This window comes from Bacteroidota bacterium, assembly GCA_005882315.1.
Lineage (GTDB): Bacteria > Bacteroidota > Bacteroidia > Chitinophagales > Chitinophagaceae > VBAR01.
Genome location: VBAR01000001.1, coordinates 91,195 through 111,794, shown reverse-complemented (window position 1 = coordinate 111,794; position 20,600 = coordinate 91,195). Strand labels below are relative to the sequence as shown.

The 20,600-nt window shown below is 37.0% G+C and carries 15 protein-coding genes; 9 read left to right on the top strand and 6 right to left on the bottom strand.

From position 1 onward, the window contains the following. Window positions 1-25: 25 nt before the first annotated feature. Window positions 26-946 (bottom strand): DMT family transporter, encoded by a 921-nt coding sequence (locus tag E6H07_00465; GenBank protein TMI64424.1) that lies wholly within the window; start codon window positions 944-946, stop codon window positions 26-28. A gap of 84 nt (window positions 947-1,030) precedes the next feature. Between E6H07_00465 and E6H07_00460 the strand changes: the two genes are divergently transcribed. From E6H07_00460 to E6H07_00440, 5 genes are all read left to right on the top strand, one after another. Beyond that, complete coding sequence (locus E6H07_00460; GenBank protein ID TMI64423.1) at window positions 1,031-1,777, top strand: polyphosphate kinase; 747 nt, start codon at window positions 1,031-1,033, stop codon at window positions 1,775-1,777. Window positions 1,778-1,873: 96 nt separating this feature from the next. After that, window positions 1,874-2,272, top strand: coding sequence for a large conductance mechanosensitive channel protein MscL (gene mscL / locus E6H07_00455; protein ID TMI64422.1), 399 nt, complete (start codon window positions 1,874-1,876; stop codon window positions 2,270-2,272). 124 nt (window positions 2,273-2,396) lie between these two features. Beyond that, window positions 2,397-3,320: a DUF3078 domain-containing protein gene (locus E6H07_00450; GenBank protein TMI64421.1), complete on the top strand. Its 924-nt coding sequence runs from the start codon at window positions 2,397-2,399 to the stop codon at window positions 3,318-3,320. A gap of 109 nt (window positions 3,321-3,429) precedes the next feature. Next, window positions 3,430-4,215: a chromosome segregation protein ScpA gene (locus E6H07_00445; GenBank protein ID TMI64420.1), complete on the top strand. Its 786-nt coding sequence runs from the start codon at window positions 3,430-3,432 to the stop codon at window positions 4,213-4,215. 19 nt (window positions 4,216-4,234) lie between these two features. Beyond that, on the top strand, window positions 4,235-4,693 hold the full coding sequence (locus E6H07_00440) for an OsmC family peroxiredoxin (GenBank protein TMI64419.1): 459 nt from the start codon (window positions 4,235-4,237) through the stop codon (window positions 4,691-4,693). Between the two features lie 52 nt (window positions 4,694-4,745). Here E6H07_00440 and E6H07_00435 read toward each other — a convergent pair whose 3' ends face one another. The 5 genes from E6H07_00435 to E6H07_00415 form a co-directional block, all read right to left on the bottom strand. Further along, entirely contained in the window at window positions 4,746-5,387 is a 642-nt protein-coding gene (locus tag E6H07_00435; protein ID TMI64418.1) for a peptidase, read from the bottom strand. 233 nt (window positions 5,388-5,620) lie between these two features. Beyond that, window positions 5,621-6,994: a hypothetical protein gene (locus tag E6H07_00430; protein TMI64417.1), complete on the bottom strand. Its 1,374-nt coding sequence runs from the start codon at window positions 6,992-6,994 to the stop codon at window positions 5,621-5,623. Window positions 6,995-7,064: 70 nt separating this feature from the next. Beyond that, window positions 7,065-11,822, bottom strand: coding sequence for a CHAT domain-containing protein (locus tag E6H07_00425; protein ID TMI64416.1), 4,758 nt, complete (start codon window positions 11,820-11,822; stop codon window positions 7,065-7,067). 12 nt (window positions 11,823-11,834) lie between these two features. Then, entirely contained in the window at window positions 11,835-13,784 is a 1,950-nt protein-coding gene (locus E6H07_00420) for a hypothetical protein (protein ID TMI64415.1), read from the bottom strand. A gap of 284 nt (window positions 13,785-14,068) precedes the next feature. Further along, a complete protein-coding gene (locus tag E6H07_00415) occupies window positions 14,069-16,000 on the bottom strand; it encodes a 1-deoxy-D-xylulose-5-phosphate synthase (protein ID TMI64414.1) in 1,932 nt (643 codons plus the stop codon). Window positions 16,001-16,196: 196 nt separating this feature from the next. On the opposite strand from E6H07_00415, the gene E6H07_00410 reads away from it, so the two are divergent. From E6H07_00410 to E6H07_00395, 4 genes are read left to right on the top strand one after another with little or no spacing between them, the layout of a single operon-like run. Beyond that, window positions 16,197-17,243: a sensor histidine kinase gene (locus E6H07_00410; GenBank protein TMI64413.1), complete on the top strand. Its 1,047-nt coding sequence runs from the start codon at window positions 16,197-16,199 to the stop codon at window positions 17,241-17,243. Window positions 17,244-17,252: 9 nt separating this feature from the next. Beyond that, on the top strand, window positions 17,253-17,981 hold the full coding sequence (locus E6H07_00405) for a response regulator (GenBank protein TMI64412.1): 729 nt from the start codon (window positions 17,253-17,255) through the stop codon (window positions 17,979-17,981). Window positions 17,982-18,015: 34 nt separating this feature from the next. Continuing rightward, the gene (locus tag E6H07_00400) at window positions 18,016-19,302 is read left to right on the top strand and encodes a M20/M25/M40 family metallo-hydrolase (GenBank protein ID TMI64411.1); all 1,287 of its coding nucleotides are present in this window, start codon (window positions 18,016-18,018) and stop codon (window positions 19,300-19,302) included. Window positions 19,303-19,315: 13 nt separating this feature from the next. Further along, window positions 19,316-20,590 carry a M28 family peptidase gene (locus E6H07_00395; protein ID TMI64410.1) on the top strand — a complete coding sequence of 425 codons (1,275 nt, stop codon included), beginning with the start codon at window positions 19,316-19,318 and terminating at the stop codon, window positions 20,588-20,590. Window positions 20,591-20,600 lie beyond the last annotated feature (10 nt).

The following is a 20,600-nucleotide window of genomic DNA, read 5'->3' as shown; positions in this document are numbered from 1 at the left end:
GATTGATTAGTTAGTATCCGTGCATTTATTCAGGCGCAATAGAAATCGTATCATTCTCATCAATCTTGCCTTTTTTATCAGGCATATTGGCCAGATACACACCGGCCAATATCAATCCAAGACAGGCAATTTCAATCCAGGTGATTTTTTCGCCATCTAAAAAACCCCAAAACAGCGCAATGAATGGAATGCCATAAGTAACGAGTGAGGCAAATAAGCCCCCCGATCGTCTTACCAGTATGTAAAATAATGCCGTAGCAATTGCGCTGGCAACTATACCCAACAATGAAGAAGCGATCACTGAGTTTCTTACTATTTTATCAGTAAAGTCAAGCTCAAAAAAGCCGTTAAGCAAAAGTATAATGCCACTGGGTATGGCCATAAAACTGAGTGATATCGTTGCTATATGTACAGGGTTAAGTTTTTTCAGTTTATGTGCAACAATATTTACATTAAAGCCATATAAAATAGTAGCCAAAACAATCATTAAAGCATATGCAGAGTTTTGAAAACTCAAACCTTTTTGCGAAAGAGTAAGTATAACCAATCCGATAAACCCGACAATAACACCAATTATTTTCTTTTGTTTAATTACATCTTTAAAAAAAACTACACCCGTAATGACTACACAGATAGGTGTAAGAGAGTTCAGAATTCCTCCCAGTGAACTATCGATATTCTTTGATATTGCTTCTGCGAAAAGAAAGGCCGGAAGCAGGTTTCCTAATAAACCGGCCAAAAGAGTATATACCAATTTTTTCCGAGGAAATTTTGTTAATGCATAGATAGCAAATGGCAGCAAAACAACGCCGGCTGAAAAAATCCGCAAAGCAGCAATTTGACTTGCACTTAATCCATTCTTGCCGAGCTTCATTAGTATAAAAGAACTGCCCCAGATAAAACAAAGGACTACAAAGATCAGCCAGCTAATGGTTTTATTGTTCATTCATAAAATTGAAGTTGCAAATGTCTGAAATGAATGTGACAACAAACAGCTTTTTCTATAAATTGTGTCAAACAAAAAGCATTTATGGGTAAAATAAAGCTCAGTGATATCAGCACCCGTGCACCAAAAGATTTTGATAAAGCTGCTACAAAACAAAAAACCGAGAAAATACTCGAAGAGCTGGATGAATTGCAAAATCTTTTATATGCAGAACATAAACATGCTATACTGGTAATACTCCAGGGAATAGATGGAAGCGGAAAAGATGGGGTGATACGAAATGTATTTGGAGAATTGAACCCGCAAGGTGTAACTGTAAAATCATTTAAGGTGCCAACAGAAGAAGAACTTGCACATGATTTTTTATGGCGTATACATGCTGCAACGCCGGGCAAGGGTATGATACAGATTTTTAACCGAAGCCATTATGAGGATATACTTGTGACCCGTGTGCACAAATGGTGCGATGATAAAACTGCGGAGAAGAGAATGAAAGCCATTAATGATTTTGAAGATTTGTTGCAGCAGCATAACAATACACATATACTTAAATTTTACCTGCATGTTTCGAAAGAAGAACAGACTCAACGACTGACTGAAAGATTACATGAACCCAGTAAGATGTGGAAGTATAATGAAAAAGATCTTGAAGAAGCAAAGCTGTGGGATGTGTATATGGCGATGTATGAAGATTGTTTTAATAATTGTAATAATCCGTCCTGGACAATTGTACCGTCTGATCAGAACTGGTACAAAGAATTTATTATCGCTACACAATTACGGGACCTGCTGATAAATCTTAAAATGCAGTTTCCAGGGTTAAAAAAATAAACAGGTTTCGGGTAAATAATTTATTTTTAAATAAGCAACCATTTCTTGTTTCTAGAGAGGATATTCTTTCACTATACTAAAACCAATTTTATGGGAATGCTTAAGGAATTTAAAGAGTTTGCTTTAAAGGGTAACCTGATCGATATTGCTGTAGCCTTTGTGATGGGTGCCGCATTCGGAAAAGTTGTAACAGCATTTACCGGCGGAATTATAGCTCCTTTAATTGGCCTGCTTACCGGTAAAAGTCTTGCGGATAATAAATGGATAATTAAAGAAGAGATCAAAGATGCAGCAGGGAAAGTTACTCAAACAGAAGTATCCGTCCTTTGGGGTGCATTTATTACAACTGTTATCGATTTCATTATAGTAGCATTCGTCATGTTTCTAATTATTAAAGCCCTTAACACCCTTAAAAAGAAAGAAGAGCCGCCTCCGTCAGACACACCAGAAGACATCACATTATTAAGGGAAATACGGGATGCTTTAAAAAAATAAAATGATTTTTAAAACAAGCCGGGCTCATTCAATAGGTCCGGCTTTTTTTATGACGGAAAAGAACATTCTCTTATATTTGGAGAGGCGTTCAGCCTTTCTGATTGTAAACCTCAACTAACTTGATATGAGAAAACTTTTATTCTTCTTACTCGCAATTACTATTGCATTCTCTGTTGCTGCACAGGAAAAAGCAGCGACGAAAACAAAAAAAGTAAAACCTGCTACCGCATGGAAAGCTGGCGGAAGCATTTCTATTTTAGGCGGCGGTGGTAGCTCCAGTGATCATTATTCTGGCTTTAACCAGGACTTTGGCTTTGTTTATGGCGGATACCTGAAGTTACATGCTGACAAAAGCTGGGGCCGTAACGTATGGACCAACTCTCTGGTGGGCGGTTATCTACGTACTACAGCAGATGATAATGAGCCTGAACTGAACGAAAATAAAATTGAACTTAATACACGTTATGGTTATAAACTGAAGAATGAAAAATGGCAACCGGGGGTATTGTTCAGTGCCCGTACCCAGATTGTGAATGGGTATGATTATTCATACGCTACACCTAAAAGAACTTCCGGATTTTTTGCACCTGCATTTATCACATTCAGCGCCGGTACAAACCTGCAGTTATGTAAAAGCCTGGATGTGTTTGTAGGCCCTGCTGTTCGCTGGGTTACTGTAACCAACTCTCCTTACAGCCTCAATTACCAGGGAGGTGTCAAACCTGATGGCTCACCAGAACCAACACTTGCATCTTATTATAATGTTGATCCTGAAAAACAGGTTCGCTATGAGGCAGGTTTATTGGCTAATTTCTCATGGAAAAAAGAAATTGCAAAAAGAACGACTATAAAAAGTCGCCTGGAACTAATAAGCGATTTTCGTGATGGGGCTGAAAACTTTAATATGTACTGGACAACTGGTGTTGATGTTAACCTGGCTAAATGGTTTACCGTTGCCGGTAACTTTGATTTGATCATGGATGAAGACATTAGTAGCTCAGTAATGTACCGCGGTTTTGTCGGTATTGGGGCAATTTGCCGGTTTTAAGCACATTTTCCCTTAGTTTTGTCCGTCGAACGGCGGGCTTTTTGGAGATTCCCGTTTAGGTTCGGTTTCGCACCCAAACGGGAGTTTCTTTTAAATCAATCTATTTTTAGTGAATAATACAGCTTACCAGATAAAATTACCCCAGTTCGAAGGCCCTTTTGACCTTCTTTTGTTTTTTATTGAGAGAGACGAACTGGATATTTATAATATCCCCATCACTAATATCACAAACGATTTCCTGGATTATATACACCAACAGGATGAGCTGAATATTGAACTTTCAAGTGAATTTATTCTCTTTATTTCAACCCTTATGCGAATTAAGGCCAAAATGTTATTGCCGCGTAAGGAACTGGATGCACAGGGTAATGAAATAGATCCAAGACAAGAGCTGGTAAATAAAATTCTTGAATACAGAAGATTTAAGGAGGCATCGGCGCAGATGGCAGAAATGGAAGCTACCCGTATGCTAATGGTGAGAAGAGGAAATCTGCAAAAGGAATTAGCTGGCATCGGTGAAGAAGCAGGAGAGGGAACAGAGATTCAAACCATCACTATGTTCAGGCTGATGAAAGCCTTTGAACGTGTAATGCAGAAATACAGTGACCGGAGAAGCCGGCCGGTACATACGGTGGTGCAGTATAATTATACAATGGAAGAAAGCAGGGACAGTATGCTTTCGCTGGCACGCCAGCAAAAAACGGTTGCGTTTGAAAGGATTTTTAGTGAGTGTGAAAACAGGGTGCATGCTATTTTTCTTTTTTTATCATTACTGGAACTGGTGCAACTGAAGTTTTTGAAAATAATGATAGGTGAAGGGAAAAATAATTTCATAATCGAATACAACGAGCCGGAAAACAGGCTTGCTGAAATGGAAGAACAAACCCAACTTTAATAATTTTAAAAATTACATTATGAAAAGATCTGCAACAGCCAACTGGAAAGGCTCAGGTAAAGAAGGAAGCGGAAAACTGATCACACAATCAAAAGTGATCAAGAATAAAGCTTACGAATACCGCAGCCGTTTCGAAGACGGAACCAATACAAACCCTGAAGAATTAATAGCCGCTGCACATGCGGGTTGTTTTTCAATGAAATTAAGTTTTGTATTAGGAGCTGCTGGTTTTACACCAAGCCGTATCGAAACTACCTGTACTGTTACATTGGAGAATGGTACTATCACCAACAGTCATTTGGAAGTAAAAGCAAAGGTGCCGAAACTGAGAGCAAAAAATTTCCCCCAGTATGCTGAAGAAGCTAAAACAACTTGCCCGGTAGGTAAAGTGCTTAATTGCGAACAAACAATGAATGCACAGATCGTAAAAAGCTTTAAAGCCCAGGAAGAAGCTAGTGGTGGTGGAGAAGAAGCTTAATAAACTTTAGAAATAAAATATCGATCCCGTTCAGAACTTGAACGGGATTTTTTTATTCATAGATCCAAAGCAATACTGGCTTTGTAGATTCATCAATGATGGGTTTCAGTTGTTGTAAATAACCGGGAGCCACTGTTGGGCATCCATCACTTTGGCAGATATCATCTTTGATCTCTGTTTCCGGTACACACTCATGTGAATGCAATACAACAAATCTTTTAAAAGCATTGCTGTTTGTTTTATCAAGGCCATGAAGTTTGTAGGCCAATCCAAATCTGCCATAATACGAGTTGGCGATTTTATATTTACCCAAAGAGGTACAACCGCAACCGGGTTCATTACTGTATTTCCTTCCTTCTAGCCAGTTTTGATTGCAGCGGCCATGTGTAACTACGCCGGCATTCTTAATTGTATCTTTTTTTAAATCATAAACGAAAAACCTGTTCTGGCCTGAGGGTAAACTCATGTCAATTAAAAAACAGATCTGTTCATTGTATGATTTGTTTTTAATAAATATTTTAGCTTCTTCCACTTTTACTTTTAATGCCTCGAATGTTGAATTTGAAATTGCTCTTTTTTTCTCCGGGCTATTGAAATGAACAGCCTTTGTTCTTTTCCAGATACCGGAAGAACTAAACCATGAAAACGATAAGATCAGGATAAAAAGAATGAGGAGATTGCGTGGTTTCAGCATATAAGTTGGTTAAGCAAAAGGAGAGATGCTTAACTAACGAAAATCCATAGCTATGATTTTTGAATGATTGGTTAAAAAAAATGAAAGATAAATTACTTCATTCTTTTTAGGTGTTGTTGTGAAAAGCAATTGGCACAAAAAAATAAGTATGCAAGAAAGATTAGGATCTTTTGCATACTTATTTTTAATGAAACAAAATATAAACTGACGAACAAATAAATCCAGCAGCTTTCTTATCTCACAATACTCAAAGGCGATGATAACGAATAATACACCAGCTTGTCAAGCTTACCGCTGGCTGCATTATCCTGGTAAACCGTGAATTCCACCTTGAAATTTTTTCCTTTCAGATCCGGCATCTGGTCGTAAGGGAAATTTAACTCAAGATTTTTTACCAGGTTATTGTAACTGGCTTTTGTATTGGGCAGCAGGTTCATCCTTGCATATGTGGCTGCATAACCACCCCAGTTATATAAAGTACTGGTTGTAGAAAGATAATGCATGCCATCTTCAGTTGTTAACCTGGCAACAAAATAGGCATTGGCAAGTTTGGCACCGGTCTTTATGTCAAAAGTGGGACGTATTAAAAGTGTTTTGGCAACATCATCATTCTTTACCTCCAGCCGGGTGAAATTTGAAATGATTACTTTGGGAACAGCCAATGCTGATACTTTGGAATATTTTGGATATAAAGCTGCAATAATATTCTTGTCTCCCTGCGAAATTTCATTCGATTCAACGAGTGAATATCCGTCTGTTGTTTGCCATGATTCTACTGAATAGTGCATGATCGATTTAGGGTCATATACTGTACCGTTGGTGAAAAACTGGTCACTTGTTTCCAATACATTGAAATCAACTTTAGCTTTAGCCCAATGGTAGTTTTGCCAATAGTGTTTATAAATGGTATCCCTGTTCCATTTAATAGCACCGGGGAAACTTTGTTCATGTAATAGTCCTAATGCATGCCCGAACTCATGTAATGTAGTTCCCCGCATCAGATTATCGAGGTATTTTTTATTGGAAGAAGGATAGTAAACCAGGTCAGCATATAATTGCGAATAGGTATAGGTATCAAAGTTGGTATTCTTATTTACCAGGTATTGATAAAACGGGCCTTTGTCCTGGATTTCTTTTACATAATAATCAGCATCAAAAAAATCACTGGTGTCCAGGTTCATTGTTTGCTTAGTTTGCGGGCTTTTATTACAATCTACACCAACCAGTGAATTGTGCCCAAGTGAATCAAACTTGCTTCCTAGTTTTACCCGGATATTAGTAACCGGTGCGTAGTCGGTTACAAACTTAAGTGTGATATTGCCATATAATTCCCACTCTTTTGCATATCGCATTATCCGCTGTCTCATTGCCGGGCTTCCACTGTTGTCAAAAAATTTGACCAATATAGTATCGCCGTTTTCCCATGCTTTATAGTTGTCGGCTACATTCCGGCCAGGTGTTGTATCCACTTTTGCAAACATGAGATCTCCAAGTAATGTGGTACATGCCGCACCTATTGGTTTTTTACCTGCAAACAGTATTTTTTGAGAAAAGGCCAGGCCGTGGGAAATTGTAACTAGAAAACAAATAACTAATGCTTTTTTCATTTTTGGTGGTTTGAATTTGAGTAAAACTATTTATTAAATTAATATTTACAACTACACGCTACGTATTGTTTTATCTCCAGTCGCCATACATTGCAAATGCACCCCAGTAATTCGGATGGGTAAAACGTTTATCCTGGCTTAGTTTTATTTGCGCCTGTCTTAATGCTTCTGCTTTCTCCATTGATGCAGGGGACGAAAGATTTTCATAAAAATATTGCATTAATAATCCTGTAGGCTCATCAGCAACTTTCCATAAACTGGCAACAACTGTTTTTACATTACTAACCAGGAAGGAGTTGGCCGGTGAAATATTCCAGCCCTTTACCAACTGTTTACTTACGGCTGTCTGGCATGCAGATAGTATTACCATATTGCAATCTTTGATTCCAAGCGATTGAATTTCCCGCATAGTTAATTGCCCGTTATTACCATTACTGGTGTCTTTATCGGGTAATAATTTAAGATATGATTGCGAATAATCTGATGAATAGTTTAATACGCCATGTGTGGCAAAATGTATATATTTTTTATTACGCAGGCTTTGCTTAGCCATGCTTTCGGTAGCCCTTGCATCTGTATACACGGTGGAATCCGAGCCTACAATCTTCCCGATTTCTTTTACTTCAGTTATATTGAAACTCAGTACTGCATCCGGTACACCAAATGCTGCAAAAGATGTAAGGTTTGTTGTTTTTACAATTTCGTTTTCAGCATTATTAAATATCGACATTTTATTCGTGTAAAAAACATTATAGTCCTCTATTAAAAATTTAAAACCGTTATTAGTTGTCTTTGTGCCAAGACATTGAAAAGGCATATTGCTAAATACGCCGGTAGGAATAATGCATAGCTTTTTTTTGCCGATTATTTTATCTGATATGGTTTTGATGAGTATATTGTACAATTGATTTGAAAGATCTTTAAATTCAATATTGCCTGCAGGTTTGTCTTCATCTATCGGTTCGGATCTTAGCGTTAATGGCCCGGTACCCGTTGTCTTTGATGTGTTTTTTATTGCTTCAATAAATGTTTTCACTTTAGAGCTTATATCAAGTGTCATTGTATCTACAGAAAGATTTTCTCGTGTTAAAGAGAATATCATTAGTGTATTATTGTTGAGTAAGTATAACAATACTGCTACATCTTCTGGCAACTTGGCTTTATAATTATTAAATTCATCTGCATTTGATTTGCTGAAGTAAATACTTAACTCGGGGTATTTTTGCACAACATCCTCCAGGAAATTATTATAATCAGCTTCTACAATCTCTATTTTTTTCAGGGTTTCTTCTTTTGCCGATCCATCCTGTTTTTCCAGTGTGCTTTCCAGTGCCTTTTTAGATTGCTGAAAAGCAAGCAATTTTTTTAAGGCTTCGTTTTTTTCTTCGTTATTGGATGAAGAAGATAATGTACCCGACAATTCTTTCAAACCTGCAATATTGCTTCTGTTCGCATAAGCCCAGGCCTGATCGATATTGCCAAGGTTGTAGTAAGAAAATGTGATCTTATTATAGAGGTCGGATTTTTTCGGATCATTATTAAAAATTTTTAAAGCTTCTTCACCTCCGTATAAATTTTCTGAATTTTTATTAAGCAGCTCAACTGCTTTTTTAAAATATTGTATGGCGCTATCATATTTGTTTTTTGTATAAAACAGTAGCCCCAATTGATAAAAAGGTTCCCATCCCAGCGCAATTTTATATTCAATTGTAATGGCAATGGCTTTTCTAAAATCATCTTCAGCATCTTCCGTTTTGCCTTTGTCTTTATTGATTTGACCTAAAAAGTTTAATGCTTCAATTGCTTTTTCTTTTTCACCACTGCTGTTTGCATATTCGGCAGCATATAAAAAATAATCAATTGATTTGTCGGTTTTTTTTGTTTCGTAATACAATTTACCGAGGCAAAGTGCCATGCCTGATGCAACCCGGTGCAATTTTTTTCCTTTTGTAACCGGGTAAACTTCCAGCAATTCCTTTTCGGCTTCGCTGTATTTTTTCAAATAGAATAAATCTTCTCCAATATTTCCTTTACCCAAAAGATAGCTTTCATCAATTACCCCTTTTTTTAGCTGAGTTAATGCCAGCCTGTGGTATTTAAGTGCATTTACATAATCGTACTGGGTAAAATAAGTTACACCAATATTTGTAGAAACAGCATCTCTGTATTCTACTGCTTGTTGATCGACATATATGCTATCAGCGACTAGAAAAGCATTAATTGATTTGTTATAATCGCCCATGCTTTTATAGAGGGTGCCCCTGGATAGATAGGTGTTCGCTAAACGTAATATATTACCCGATCTTTTAAAAATTGCGAGGGCACTATCATTGTTTCTTAATCCTTCTTCAAACTCGCCATTGAGACCATATAAAAAAGAAGTTGCTCCTAATATAGATCCAAGGGCAATACTATTGTTGCTCATTTGCGCTAGCCTGGTTGCCTTGTTATAAACTTCTTTTGCTTTTAAAAAATTACCCATTGAAATATTTACTTCAGCGATACTATATAACTGCCAGATTACACCAGACTGACTTACCGTATCAAAAACCTGCATTGCCTGGTTATAATATTGTAATGCACTGTCTAATTGCAATTGTGTTTTAAAACCATAAGCTTTTAATGAAAGACAATCCCCATAACTCTGTGCAGTATTTAATTGTTTACTTAAATCAAGGCATTTTATATATAGCTTATCACCTGCTGCAATATTATTTGTGCGGTACGCAAGATTTGCCAGCGACCTTGTTGCATCAAAAAGATAAGCAGTGTTTTTTGTATTGTCGCTTAACTTGCTGCATTCGGTAAAATAATAACGTGCTTTAACTGAATCTATCTCAGACCATGCATTGCCGAGATTATATAAGGCCTCTACCGTGGCTTTACTATTTATCCCTTTTGCTTTTTCAAAAAACTCGACTGCTTTTTTATTGTTTTCATCATTATAGAAAACATTTCCTTTTTTATTGTAGGTTTCAGCAAGCCCGGAGCTGTCTTTTAACTGTTGATAGAACACAGCAGCAGAATCATAAGCAAACAAAGCCTTGTTTTTTTCGCCACTCAATAAATATAATTCACCAATACTTTTCCATGATTGTGCCTGGCCCGAAAGGTTATTTGCTTTTTCCCTTAATACGATAGATTCCTTGTGAGCAATTACGGCAGAATCATAATTACTCATTTCCCAATAACAGCTTCCCCGTAAAGATTTAGAATAGCCGGCGTCGTTAGAGTCATTGAATCGTAATAAATTTTCAAAAGCAGAATCGCAATAAGCTATGCTTTTACGATAATTGGCCAATTTGTAATAGCTATATGCCATATCATTTTGAACCTTAGCCCAATTCAGCGTATCACGATTTCGCCTGTAAATAAATGCAGCTTTTGTAAATGAATCCAGTGCCATTGATGGTTTTCCCTGGTCGTTATTTACACGGCCAATATATGTAAAGTATTCAGCATTTTTTTTTATTGACTCATAACTGTTTATTCCTTTATTTAATTCAATCAGTTGTCCGTAGGATTTAAGCGCAAGATCATAATTGCCTTCTGCATAATATATACTGCCTTCATATTCGTATCTATTTTTCCAGTTGCTGTTATATACAGATTCAGGCACTTTGGACCTGTATTCAATGATTTTTTTTTCAAATTCCTGTATCAATTTTTTAGATGCTGTGAACTGTAATAATTTAAAAAGACAAAATATTTTTTTTGAAATAGCAGCAAGCTCATATTCAGAATTATTTGCCAATACAGAATATTTTATTGCAGAGTCGCATAGAATAACGGCAATATCATATCTATCCTGTTTGTGGGTTATTTCTGTTTCGAATAGCCAGGAAAGTGCTTTACCGCTTGTGTCATTAAGTGCATAAGCCAGCGTTTTTATAAAATTAGTCAGCTCCGCAGCATCAGTAAGTTTACCAGCTGCAATTATTTGTTCAATTTCTTTAGCAAATATCGAGCAATAGGCTTGGTTAATAATATCCTGTTTATAAACGGGAAGCTTTTTTAAAAGCAGTGCTTTGTTTTTATAAACAGGGAACAACGCTTTTTTTACTTCGTCGGGACTATAGGGTGCCCCAAATATTATCCAGCCATTAAATTGACTTGTTAGTTTATTTGCTGCGCCTTTATATGGTTCAGGATGAGAGAATATAAAAAGCAAAAAACTTTCGAGGTCTTCTCTTTTAACATCCCGGTACATTTCAAGAGATGATTTTCCTGAATACCTTCCTCCTTTAATCTTTCGTGTTGTTGACTCATCTAAATCCGTTCTGTCCTTTATGTTTAAATACCTGTTATGCAAGTTGTTCAGCATTATTGAAAATATTGAATCTTCTTTATGCTTATTGTCGGCATAATATAAGTTGGATAAATCATAAAAAGGTTTATTATCATTGTCGAAAAAAAATATATTATTAAACGCCAGTTCTGAGAATAGGCTCCTGTAAGCTAACTTCGGAACATTTAGTTTTAATGAAAGCAGATCATCCTTACGAAGTGTATCTGCAAGCTTATTTAGTTTTACCAGCGCAGCAATAAAGCTGTCTGCTTTCACTATTCTGCCGGAACCAATAAATTTATATTGCCTGTTCACATTAAGATAACGATGAAATGCATTTACCGAATTACCTATTTGAACTCCCATGCCCTTGGATTCATCTATAAAAACAATCATGGTGTCATTTACCCTGTAGATAGCGTTGATGGAAAAGCACATTTCCTTTTCTTCTGTCTCAACAGCAGGCGTTTGAGCAGATGCAAATGCACTAATCAAAAGAAATTGGAGGAAGAGATAATATTTTTTAAAAATTGAATTCAATTGATAATATTATTACTGTTTAATAGTAAAGCTAACGCTAGTGATCCCGATTTCTTCTGCCTTAATGCTTGAAACATCAGCTCTTGTTGCAGCCTTTCCCTGTTTTTCATTAAACAAATCATCCAGTACAGTTTGAAACGATTGCATATTGTCTCTTGTGATTTTTTTCTCAAACACAGCCCTTAAATCCATCGGTTCCTTAGAAACAATTATTTTATAAAACTCAACTCCTGTTGGTGTGCCGGCACTTACCCGTAATCTTCTTTCTACAAAACTGTTTTTTTCAATCCTGTAATCCTGTGGCTCTTTTCCTGCTGTCGGATATAAAACCTCTACCCGATCATCCGGGTAAATATCCAGCACAGTATAAAACAGGCTCTGGCTGCTATTGTTATTTATTTTCAAGGTAAGTAGATCTCCACTGTTAAGTATTAAGTTTTCAGCAGGGTTGCCGGGCTTATCAGTTTTCAGTTCAGCGGAAACTACATTTGACAAATCACCTCCATCTGGCAAAGTGCGGAGATATTTTATTCGTAATGCATTTTTAATTCCGGCAACCATGTTTTTTTTGTCATCAGTTGCCAGCGTATCAGCATCGCTTTCTGAACCTGTCCAGATAATTTTTTTATTCCGGTCCTTGAGTATTGGTGTTTTGTCATTTTCAAAAATAAAATCAGCCTGGTCGGAAAACCGGATAAAACTATACTGGGAAAGAAATTGTTTAAGATTTTTTTCTAATACCGGTTTTGCGTTATTAAATTTTATATTGCTATGCAGGCTTCCGTAGTTTTCTTCAGTAAATCGGGCTTCATACAGTTCATCTTTTTTAAGAATTTTTTCAGCTACTCCAATGCTATTGAAGTGGTCCGTTCTTCTGATCGTAAAACTGGCAACAGGTTCATCTTTGCCGGGCTGGTATAATTTTCCTGTCATCCCTGCCGATAAATTATCCATCAGCCCAAGAGCAAGGGTAAATACGGAATCGCCAATTTCCGGCTGATTGATTTTTAGTCCAACATGTATAAAATTCTTTTTCTCTTTTGTTGAATATTTACCACTGAAGATTAACTGGTTTTCGTTTCCTTCTATCATCGGTAACTGATCAGGAATTACCGATTGAATAAAAGCTTTCATTTTCTGGAACAATAAATTATAATCGGCCCCAGCGGGCATCTCAGTAATCGCTTTATAAAATGAATAGGATAATGAGCCAACTTCTTCATGGTCTATCAGCATTTGTTTATTTACCTGGTGTGGGCCAGAGCCACTGATTACAACCATATTGGAAGCGCTGTCTTTGGGGTCATCAAAAAAACTGCCTTTGTTATCAATATCTGAAATGTCAGAAGGATCAAACGGATTTTCGGGATCTGTAAATGGAATTGGCTCGCCCCTGAAAGTTGGAAAATTTTCTTCTCGTGTGCCGGTACCCGAGTGACAGGCATCAATTAAAATTAATAAGCTGCCACCCATACCAATTTTTTTACGAATGTTGTTAAGTGGTACAACCAGGTCGTCATCTCTAAGGTGATTTTCGCCTTTATATTTTATTGGGTTATAAAATCCTTTTGCATCATACGGAAGCAGTGCTTCGTCATAACCGTCATCTTCATCCTTACCTGTTTCTATGGTACGCTGATCACGGATTTGCTGACCATGGCATCCAAAATGAATTACTACAATATCATCTTTCTTTGCTTTTACAGCCAATGCATTCAGTTTATTTAGAATAGCAATCTTTGTAGCTTTTGAATTTATAAGAGAATCAATATTCTTTAATGGGAACCCGTTTTTTAATAAACCCGCTTTTATGAACTTAATATCAGAGACAGATGCAATGGGGCGTAGCCTGCTTTCAGTTGGGTATGTACCTATTTCCACCAACAAAGCCAGTTTGTTTTGCGAATAAGTAAATGACAGTTGAATTAACAGTAAACAGGTGGTTAAGGACAGTTTCTGCATTGGTTAAAATTAAATATAGCTTATTTCTAAACAGCGAATCAGAAAAAATATTTCATGTGATTTCAAACAGTTGACTGGATATGACTTTTCACAGGAAGCTAAGCTCAATGATGACTCTAAAAACAGAAAGATGGTTGTAACTATAGATCTTATTATTTAAGCAATTCCATATACAGAGTTGTTAATGGTTTATTAAACAGGAACCGCCCGGGATGAAATTGAATTTAGAGTAAATTAAAAATCCGGCCTTTTGAGCCGGATTAACTTTTATGCAAAGAAATATTTCATTTATAAACTACAGCTCTCACTTTTCCCTTCATCATTTCCAGCACTGTTTCTTTTATTCCCTGTGCATCATAACCACATTCATTGTGAAGTTCTTTAGGAGTGCCGTGCTCAACTAAACGATCAGGGATGCCCAGCATTTTTATTTCAGCTTTGTAATTATGTGCATTCATAAACTCTAAAACAGCAGAACCAAAACCACCTACTATTGTTCCATCTTCAACGGTAATTATCTTTTCAAATTTTGCAAAAACTTCATGCAGCATTTCTTCATCCAGCGGTTTTACAAAACGCATATCATAATGTGCAGGGTTCAATCCATCTGCTTTCAGGTCACGGATAGCAGCGGCTGCAAAATTTCCCGGATGACCTAATGAAAGAATGGCAATATCATTTCCATCTTTCAACTTTCTTCCGGTGCCGATCTTTATTTCTTTCATTTCTGTTTTCCACTCAGGCATTACACCTTCACCTCTTGGATAGCGGATGACAAATGGATTTTTTGTAGACTCCAACTGCGCTGTGTACATCAGGTTACGCAATTCGCTTTCATTCATCGGTGCACTTACGATCATATTAGGTATGCAGCGCATATAAGGGATATCATAACAACCATGATGTGTCGGGCCATCATCACCAACCAAGCCGGCACGGTCCAAACAAAATATCACGGGTAATTTTTGTATTGCGACATCATGTACTACCGAATCATAGGCCCTTTGCATGAAGGATGAATAAATATTGCAAAATACTTTCATGCCTTGTGTAGCCATGCCAGCACTTACGGTTACTGCATGTTGTTCAGCAATACCCACATCAAATGCACGATGCGGCATTTTTTCCATCATATATTTTAAGGAAGAACCCGATGGCATTGCTGGAGTGATGCCAAAGATCTTTTCATTCTTTTCGGCTAGTTCAATAATTGTATAACCAAATACATCCTGGTATTTTGGCGGTTGTGGCAGATCAAATTTCTTTTTTTGTATCTCACCGGTTATTTTATCAAACAAACCCGGCGCATGCCATTTGGTTTGATCTTTTTCTGCCAATTCATATCCTTTACCTTTTACCGTAACGATATGTAAAATTTTCGCCCCAGGGATATCACGTAAGTCTTTTAAAGTATCTACCAACTTCGTGATATTATGTCCATCAATAGGGCCGAAGTAACGGAGATTAAGCGCTTCAAAAAGATTACTACTCTTGCTTACCATTCCTTTTAAACCAGCTTCCATTTTGCTAGCCATATCACGGGTAAATTTTTTACCAACTGGTAATTTGCCCATCAGGTTCCAAAGTTCATCCCTGAATTTGTTATAAGTAGGAGAGGTAGATATATCTGTGAGGTATTCTTTCAATGCACCAACATTCGGATCAATGCTCATGCGGTTATCATTTAAAATGATAAGCATATCAGCATCTGCAACACCTGCATGATTCATGGCTTCAAAAGCAAGACCCGCTGTCATAGCCCCATCGCCAATAACAGCAACGGATTTTCTATCCTTTTCGCCTTTGTATTTTGCTGCCATCGCCATGCCCAGTGCAGCGGAAATAGATGTAGATGAATGGCCAACTCCGAAAGTATCGTACTCACTTTCGCTTCTTTTTGGAAAACCGCTCAGCCCTTTATATTTTCTATTAGTTGGAAAATTATCACGACGGCCGGTAAGAATTTTATGTCCATATGCCTGGTGACCAACATCCCATACCAGTTGGTCGTAGGGTGTATTGTAAATATAATGGAGTGCAACAGTAAGTTCTACAACACCCAGGCTAGCTCCAAAATGCCCGCCGCGTACGCTTACTACATCAATAATATACTGACGCAATTCATCACAAACTTGTGGTAATTTTTCACGGGTCAGCTTCTTAAGATCGGCTGGAGAATTGATGCTGCTCAACAAAGTTCCCGGGGTTATTTGCATGGTTTTCTTTTGGCGGTGTAAAATTAGTCCTTTTTTGCAGGCCGTTTGCTAAAGATTGTATAACAATAACTCCTTTAAAAGGTTTACGCTTTTTCTTGCATATTTGTGTCAGTTATCTCCCATTTGTAAAACCAATCTGCCACTGGTATATTTACGGAAGATAACTGGTCAAAGGATTGGTTAGATTGCGACAATTATGAATTCACATTATTCCAAATATTGGTTGTTCCAGGCAGCTGGGTGGCTAGGTTTTGCAGGTATTTATTTATTCATAGCTGCAAGCCTGAATATTCTATCCTCAGCTTATGTGGAGAGGATGGGCATTTTTGTAACGGTGGGTACATTGATTACTCATATGATGAGATGGTTTATACATAGGGTAGATCTTTTGTTAAAACCATTAAATAAACAGGTAATAGGATTTGTACTCCTTACATTCATTTGTGCAGTTATATTTTCTGGCATTGAAATAGGTGCTTATAACTTATTTAATCTCGAAACGCAGGAAATGCGGCGTGATAATTTCGTGAGTGAATTGGTGAAGTTCAGTTTTAATGCATTTATCCTGATCTTTATCTGGAACTGTATCTACTTTATTTATCATTTTGTTGAAAAATCCAGGAAGCAGCAATTAGATACTCTTAAACTTGAAGCTTTGGTAAAAGAACTTGAGCTGCAAACAATCAAGGCGCATATCAACCCTCATTTTATTTTCAATTCATTGAATGGCATCCGTGCTTTGGTGGTAGAGAACCCGGAAAGAGCCAGAAAGGCGATCACAGAATTAAGTAATATTTTACGCAGTAGCATGCAGGTGGAAAAAGTGGAGTCAGTTACTTTGGAACGTGAACTTAATATTGTGAAGGATTACCTGGCATTGGAAAATATGCGATTTGAGGACAGGTTGAAAATAGTATACGAGATTGATGATGATACTTTGGATCAACAAGTGCCGCCCATGATGTTGCAGACACTTGTTGAAAATGCGATCAAACATGGCATCAGCAAACAATTATCTGGTGGTGTGGTAAAAGTGATCTCTGATTTTAAAAATAATCATCATGAACTGGCCGTTCAAAATACCGGCAAGCTAAATGGTACTATTAACAAGGAAGGTTTTGGATTGTCAAGTACATTGAACCGCTTGAATATTTTATATGGCGACAATGCAAAATTTGAATTGAAACAAATAACACCGCAGATAGTAGAGGCAAGGGTACAACTGCCTGTAACCATACATTAAAAACTTAACATGAAAGCATTGATCATTGACGATGAAAGACTGGCCCGTGCCGAATTGAAAAAATTATTACAGGATTTTCCGGAAATTGAAGTGGCTGATGAAGCGGCCAATGCTGAAGAAGGAATTGCAAAAATAGAATCATTACAGCCGGATTTAATTTTTTTAGATATTCAAATGCCCGGAAAAACAGGATTTGATATGCTGCGTGAACTGGACCGTGCACCGCATGTCATCTTCACTACTGCTTACGATGAATATGCATTAAAAGCATTTGAAGTAAATGCTTTGGATTATTTATTGAAACCTGTTGAGCCTAAAAGATTAGCTGATGCGATTCAAAAAATAGGTTTTGTCGAATCAAAAGAAAACAGGATAGCTGTTGAGAATATCAATAATAGTATGCTGGCTGAACACGACCAGGTATTTGTAAAAGATGGAGAACGGTGCTGGTTTGTAAAGCTGAACGAGATCCGTTTGTTTGAAAGTGTAGGCAATTATGCTAAAGTATTCTTTGGTCCTAATAAACCGCTTATCTTAAAATCTCTCAATGCACTCGAAGAAAGACTGGATCCTAAAATGTTTTTCCGTGCAAACAGGAAGCATATTATCAATCTTCGCATGATTGAGAAAATAGAACCTTACTTTAATGGCGGGCTGCTACTCGAATTAAAAGGCGGAGAAAAAATTGAAGTAAGTCGTCGCCAAACAGTAAAGTTTAAGGAAATGATGAGTCTTTAATTATTGTTATTTAAAATTTTCAATTTAATATTTAATGAAAAAAGTATTTGTAACCGGGTTGTTCATAGCAACAACCTTTTTTATTTCTGCACAGAACATTGATGCTATTATTAATGCAAAAGAAGTAGAAAGAATAGAAAAAGTATTAAGTGCTGATGATATGATGGGCCGCCGGACATTTACACCGGGTATTGAGAAGGCTGCTGCATTTATTGCTGATGAGTTTAAGAAAACGGGTTTGCAAACTGTGCCGGGTAATAATGGTTACCTGCAGGAGTTTGCAATGATTCGTCCTAAATTCATTAGTGCATCAGCTACATTAGATGGCAATGCAATTGACCAGAAAAACGTTATTGTTATTACCTGTCAGCCACAATTAAAAGCTGATCAGGGCTCAGGTTACAATATAGTAATTATTAAAAGTGACATGAACCTGCAACAGGAAGCAAGAAAACTGGTAAAGGAAAACAAGAATACAATTGCTTTCGTGAATACAAGTTTTGCAAATGGATTTGGCAATCTTGCACGGTTAAAATCTACAATGTTTAAAACAGCTACTAATGTAATTTTTATTCTTACGGATACCGAACCTAAAAATTATTCAGTAGAAGCTGTTCATGAAATTACAGAACAAAAGTTGACGAATGTAGTTGGAATATTACCGGGTAAATCGAAGAAAGATGAATATGTAATCTTCTCAGGACATTATGATCATTTGGGGATTGGCAAACCGGTGAATGACGATTCTATTTATAATGGCGCTAATGATGATGCGGCTGGTACAACAGCAGTGATGATGCTGGCAAAATATTTCAAGGCATTAAATAATAACGAAAGGACTCTTGTATTCGCCGCTTTTACTGCAGAAGAATCAGGCGGCTTTGGTTCCCGCTATTTTTCCACTCAGTTTGATCCGGAAAAAGTAATGGCCATGTTTAATATTGAAATGATCGGTACTGAAAGTAAATGGGGAAAGAACTCAGCTTATATAACGGGTTATGAAAAAACGGATATGGGAATTATCCTTCAAAAAAATCTTGAGGGCAGCGGGTTTACTTTTCATCCGGATCCTTATACTGATCAGCAATTGTTTTACCGTTCGGATAATGCAACGCTGGCAAGATTAGGTGTGCCTGCACATACGATCTCTACTTCTAAAATGGACAGCGAGCCCAACTATCATAAAGTAACTGACCATATTGAAACACTGGACATGGAAAATATGGCGCAGATCATAAAGTCAATTGCTATCAGCTCCAAAACGATCATTGCAGGAAAGGATTCGCCTTCGAGGGTGAAGACGGAAGAATTGAGACAATGAGTATTTTTAGGGTATGAGAATATGCAGATTTTTATTGGTTCTCTTTATTTCATTGCCGACGTTTAAATCATTTGCACAAAATGAACTTGTATCTGCTGAGTTAATAGATCAGCATTTGAAAGTGTTAGCATCAGACTCATTAAAAGGGCGCAAAAATTTTTCACCTGAGCTTTTTAAAGCTGCTAATTATATTGAAGTGGAATTTGCAAAGGCTGGTCTGCAGCCATTAACCGGTTTTTTTGATTATTATATTCCTTTCAATGCCGGCACATTCAAAACTATATCACGGGATCTGCTTAAATGGAATGGACAGCGTTTAAGCCAGGATCATTTTTTTTATTTTACAGGAGAAAAATATCCGGCACGACAAACACTTTCTGATTTCAGGCTGATCGAGATAGAGGGCAAGTTGCCGGATTCAATTTTATATACTTATTGGAACGAAACAGAACCTGTGCTGATATGGTGGAAAGGAAACAAAGACAAATCAGAAAAGATCAACAGTAATAAACTATTGGTTCCAAACCTTGTTCCATTTTCAAATGTATTACTGGTTTCTTCCAAACAAAAACCCGAAGAAGTTGATATATCCACCGATAAGGATTACACCAATAACGTTATGTTTAATATGGTGGGTTTGCTTAGAGGAAAAACCAAGCCATCTGAGATTATAATCTTCTCTGCGCATTATGATCACATAGGTGTTAACAAGCAATTAGCAGCTGATTCGATTTTTAACGGTGCTAATGATAATGCTTCAGGCGTAGCGTCTATGCTTTCGCTGGCTGCATATTATGCTGCAAGAAATGATAATGAACGTACACTGATGTTTTGCGCCTTTGCAGGAGAAGAAATAGGACTGAGAGGCTCTTATAATTTAGCAGATATATTAAGACCTGAAAGTATCAAAGCAATGATTAACCTTGAAATGCTGGGTAAATACACTGAGGGAAAGCCAGGTGAATTTTTTATTACGGGAGAAAAAAATTCAGACCTGAAAAAAATTATGCAGGAGTCGCTAAATACTCCAGGACACAAAATATTGGAAGAACCAGCTGCCGACAATCTTTTCCTGCGTTCGGATAACTATCCATTTGCACTTAAAGGAGTTCCGGCACATTCTATAATGACCAGTTATGATAATGATCCTTGTTATCATAAACCTTGCGACGAATTGATAGGTTTGAATCCAGGAGTAATGTCAATAGTCTTAAAAAATATTATTGCCGGATGTGAAAAAATTATTTCAGGAGAGAAAACACCAAAAAGAGTTTCAGGAAATTTCTAATGTAAACCCG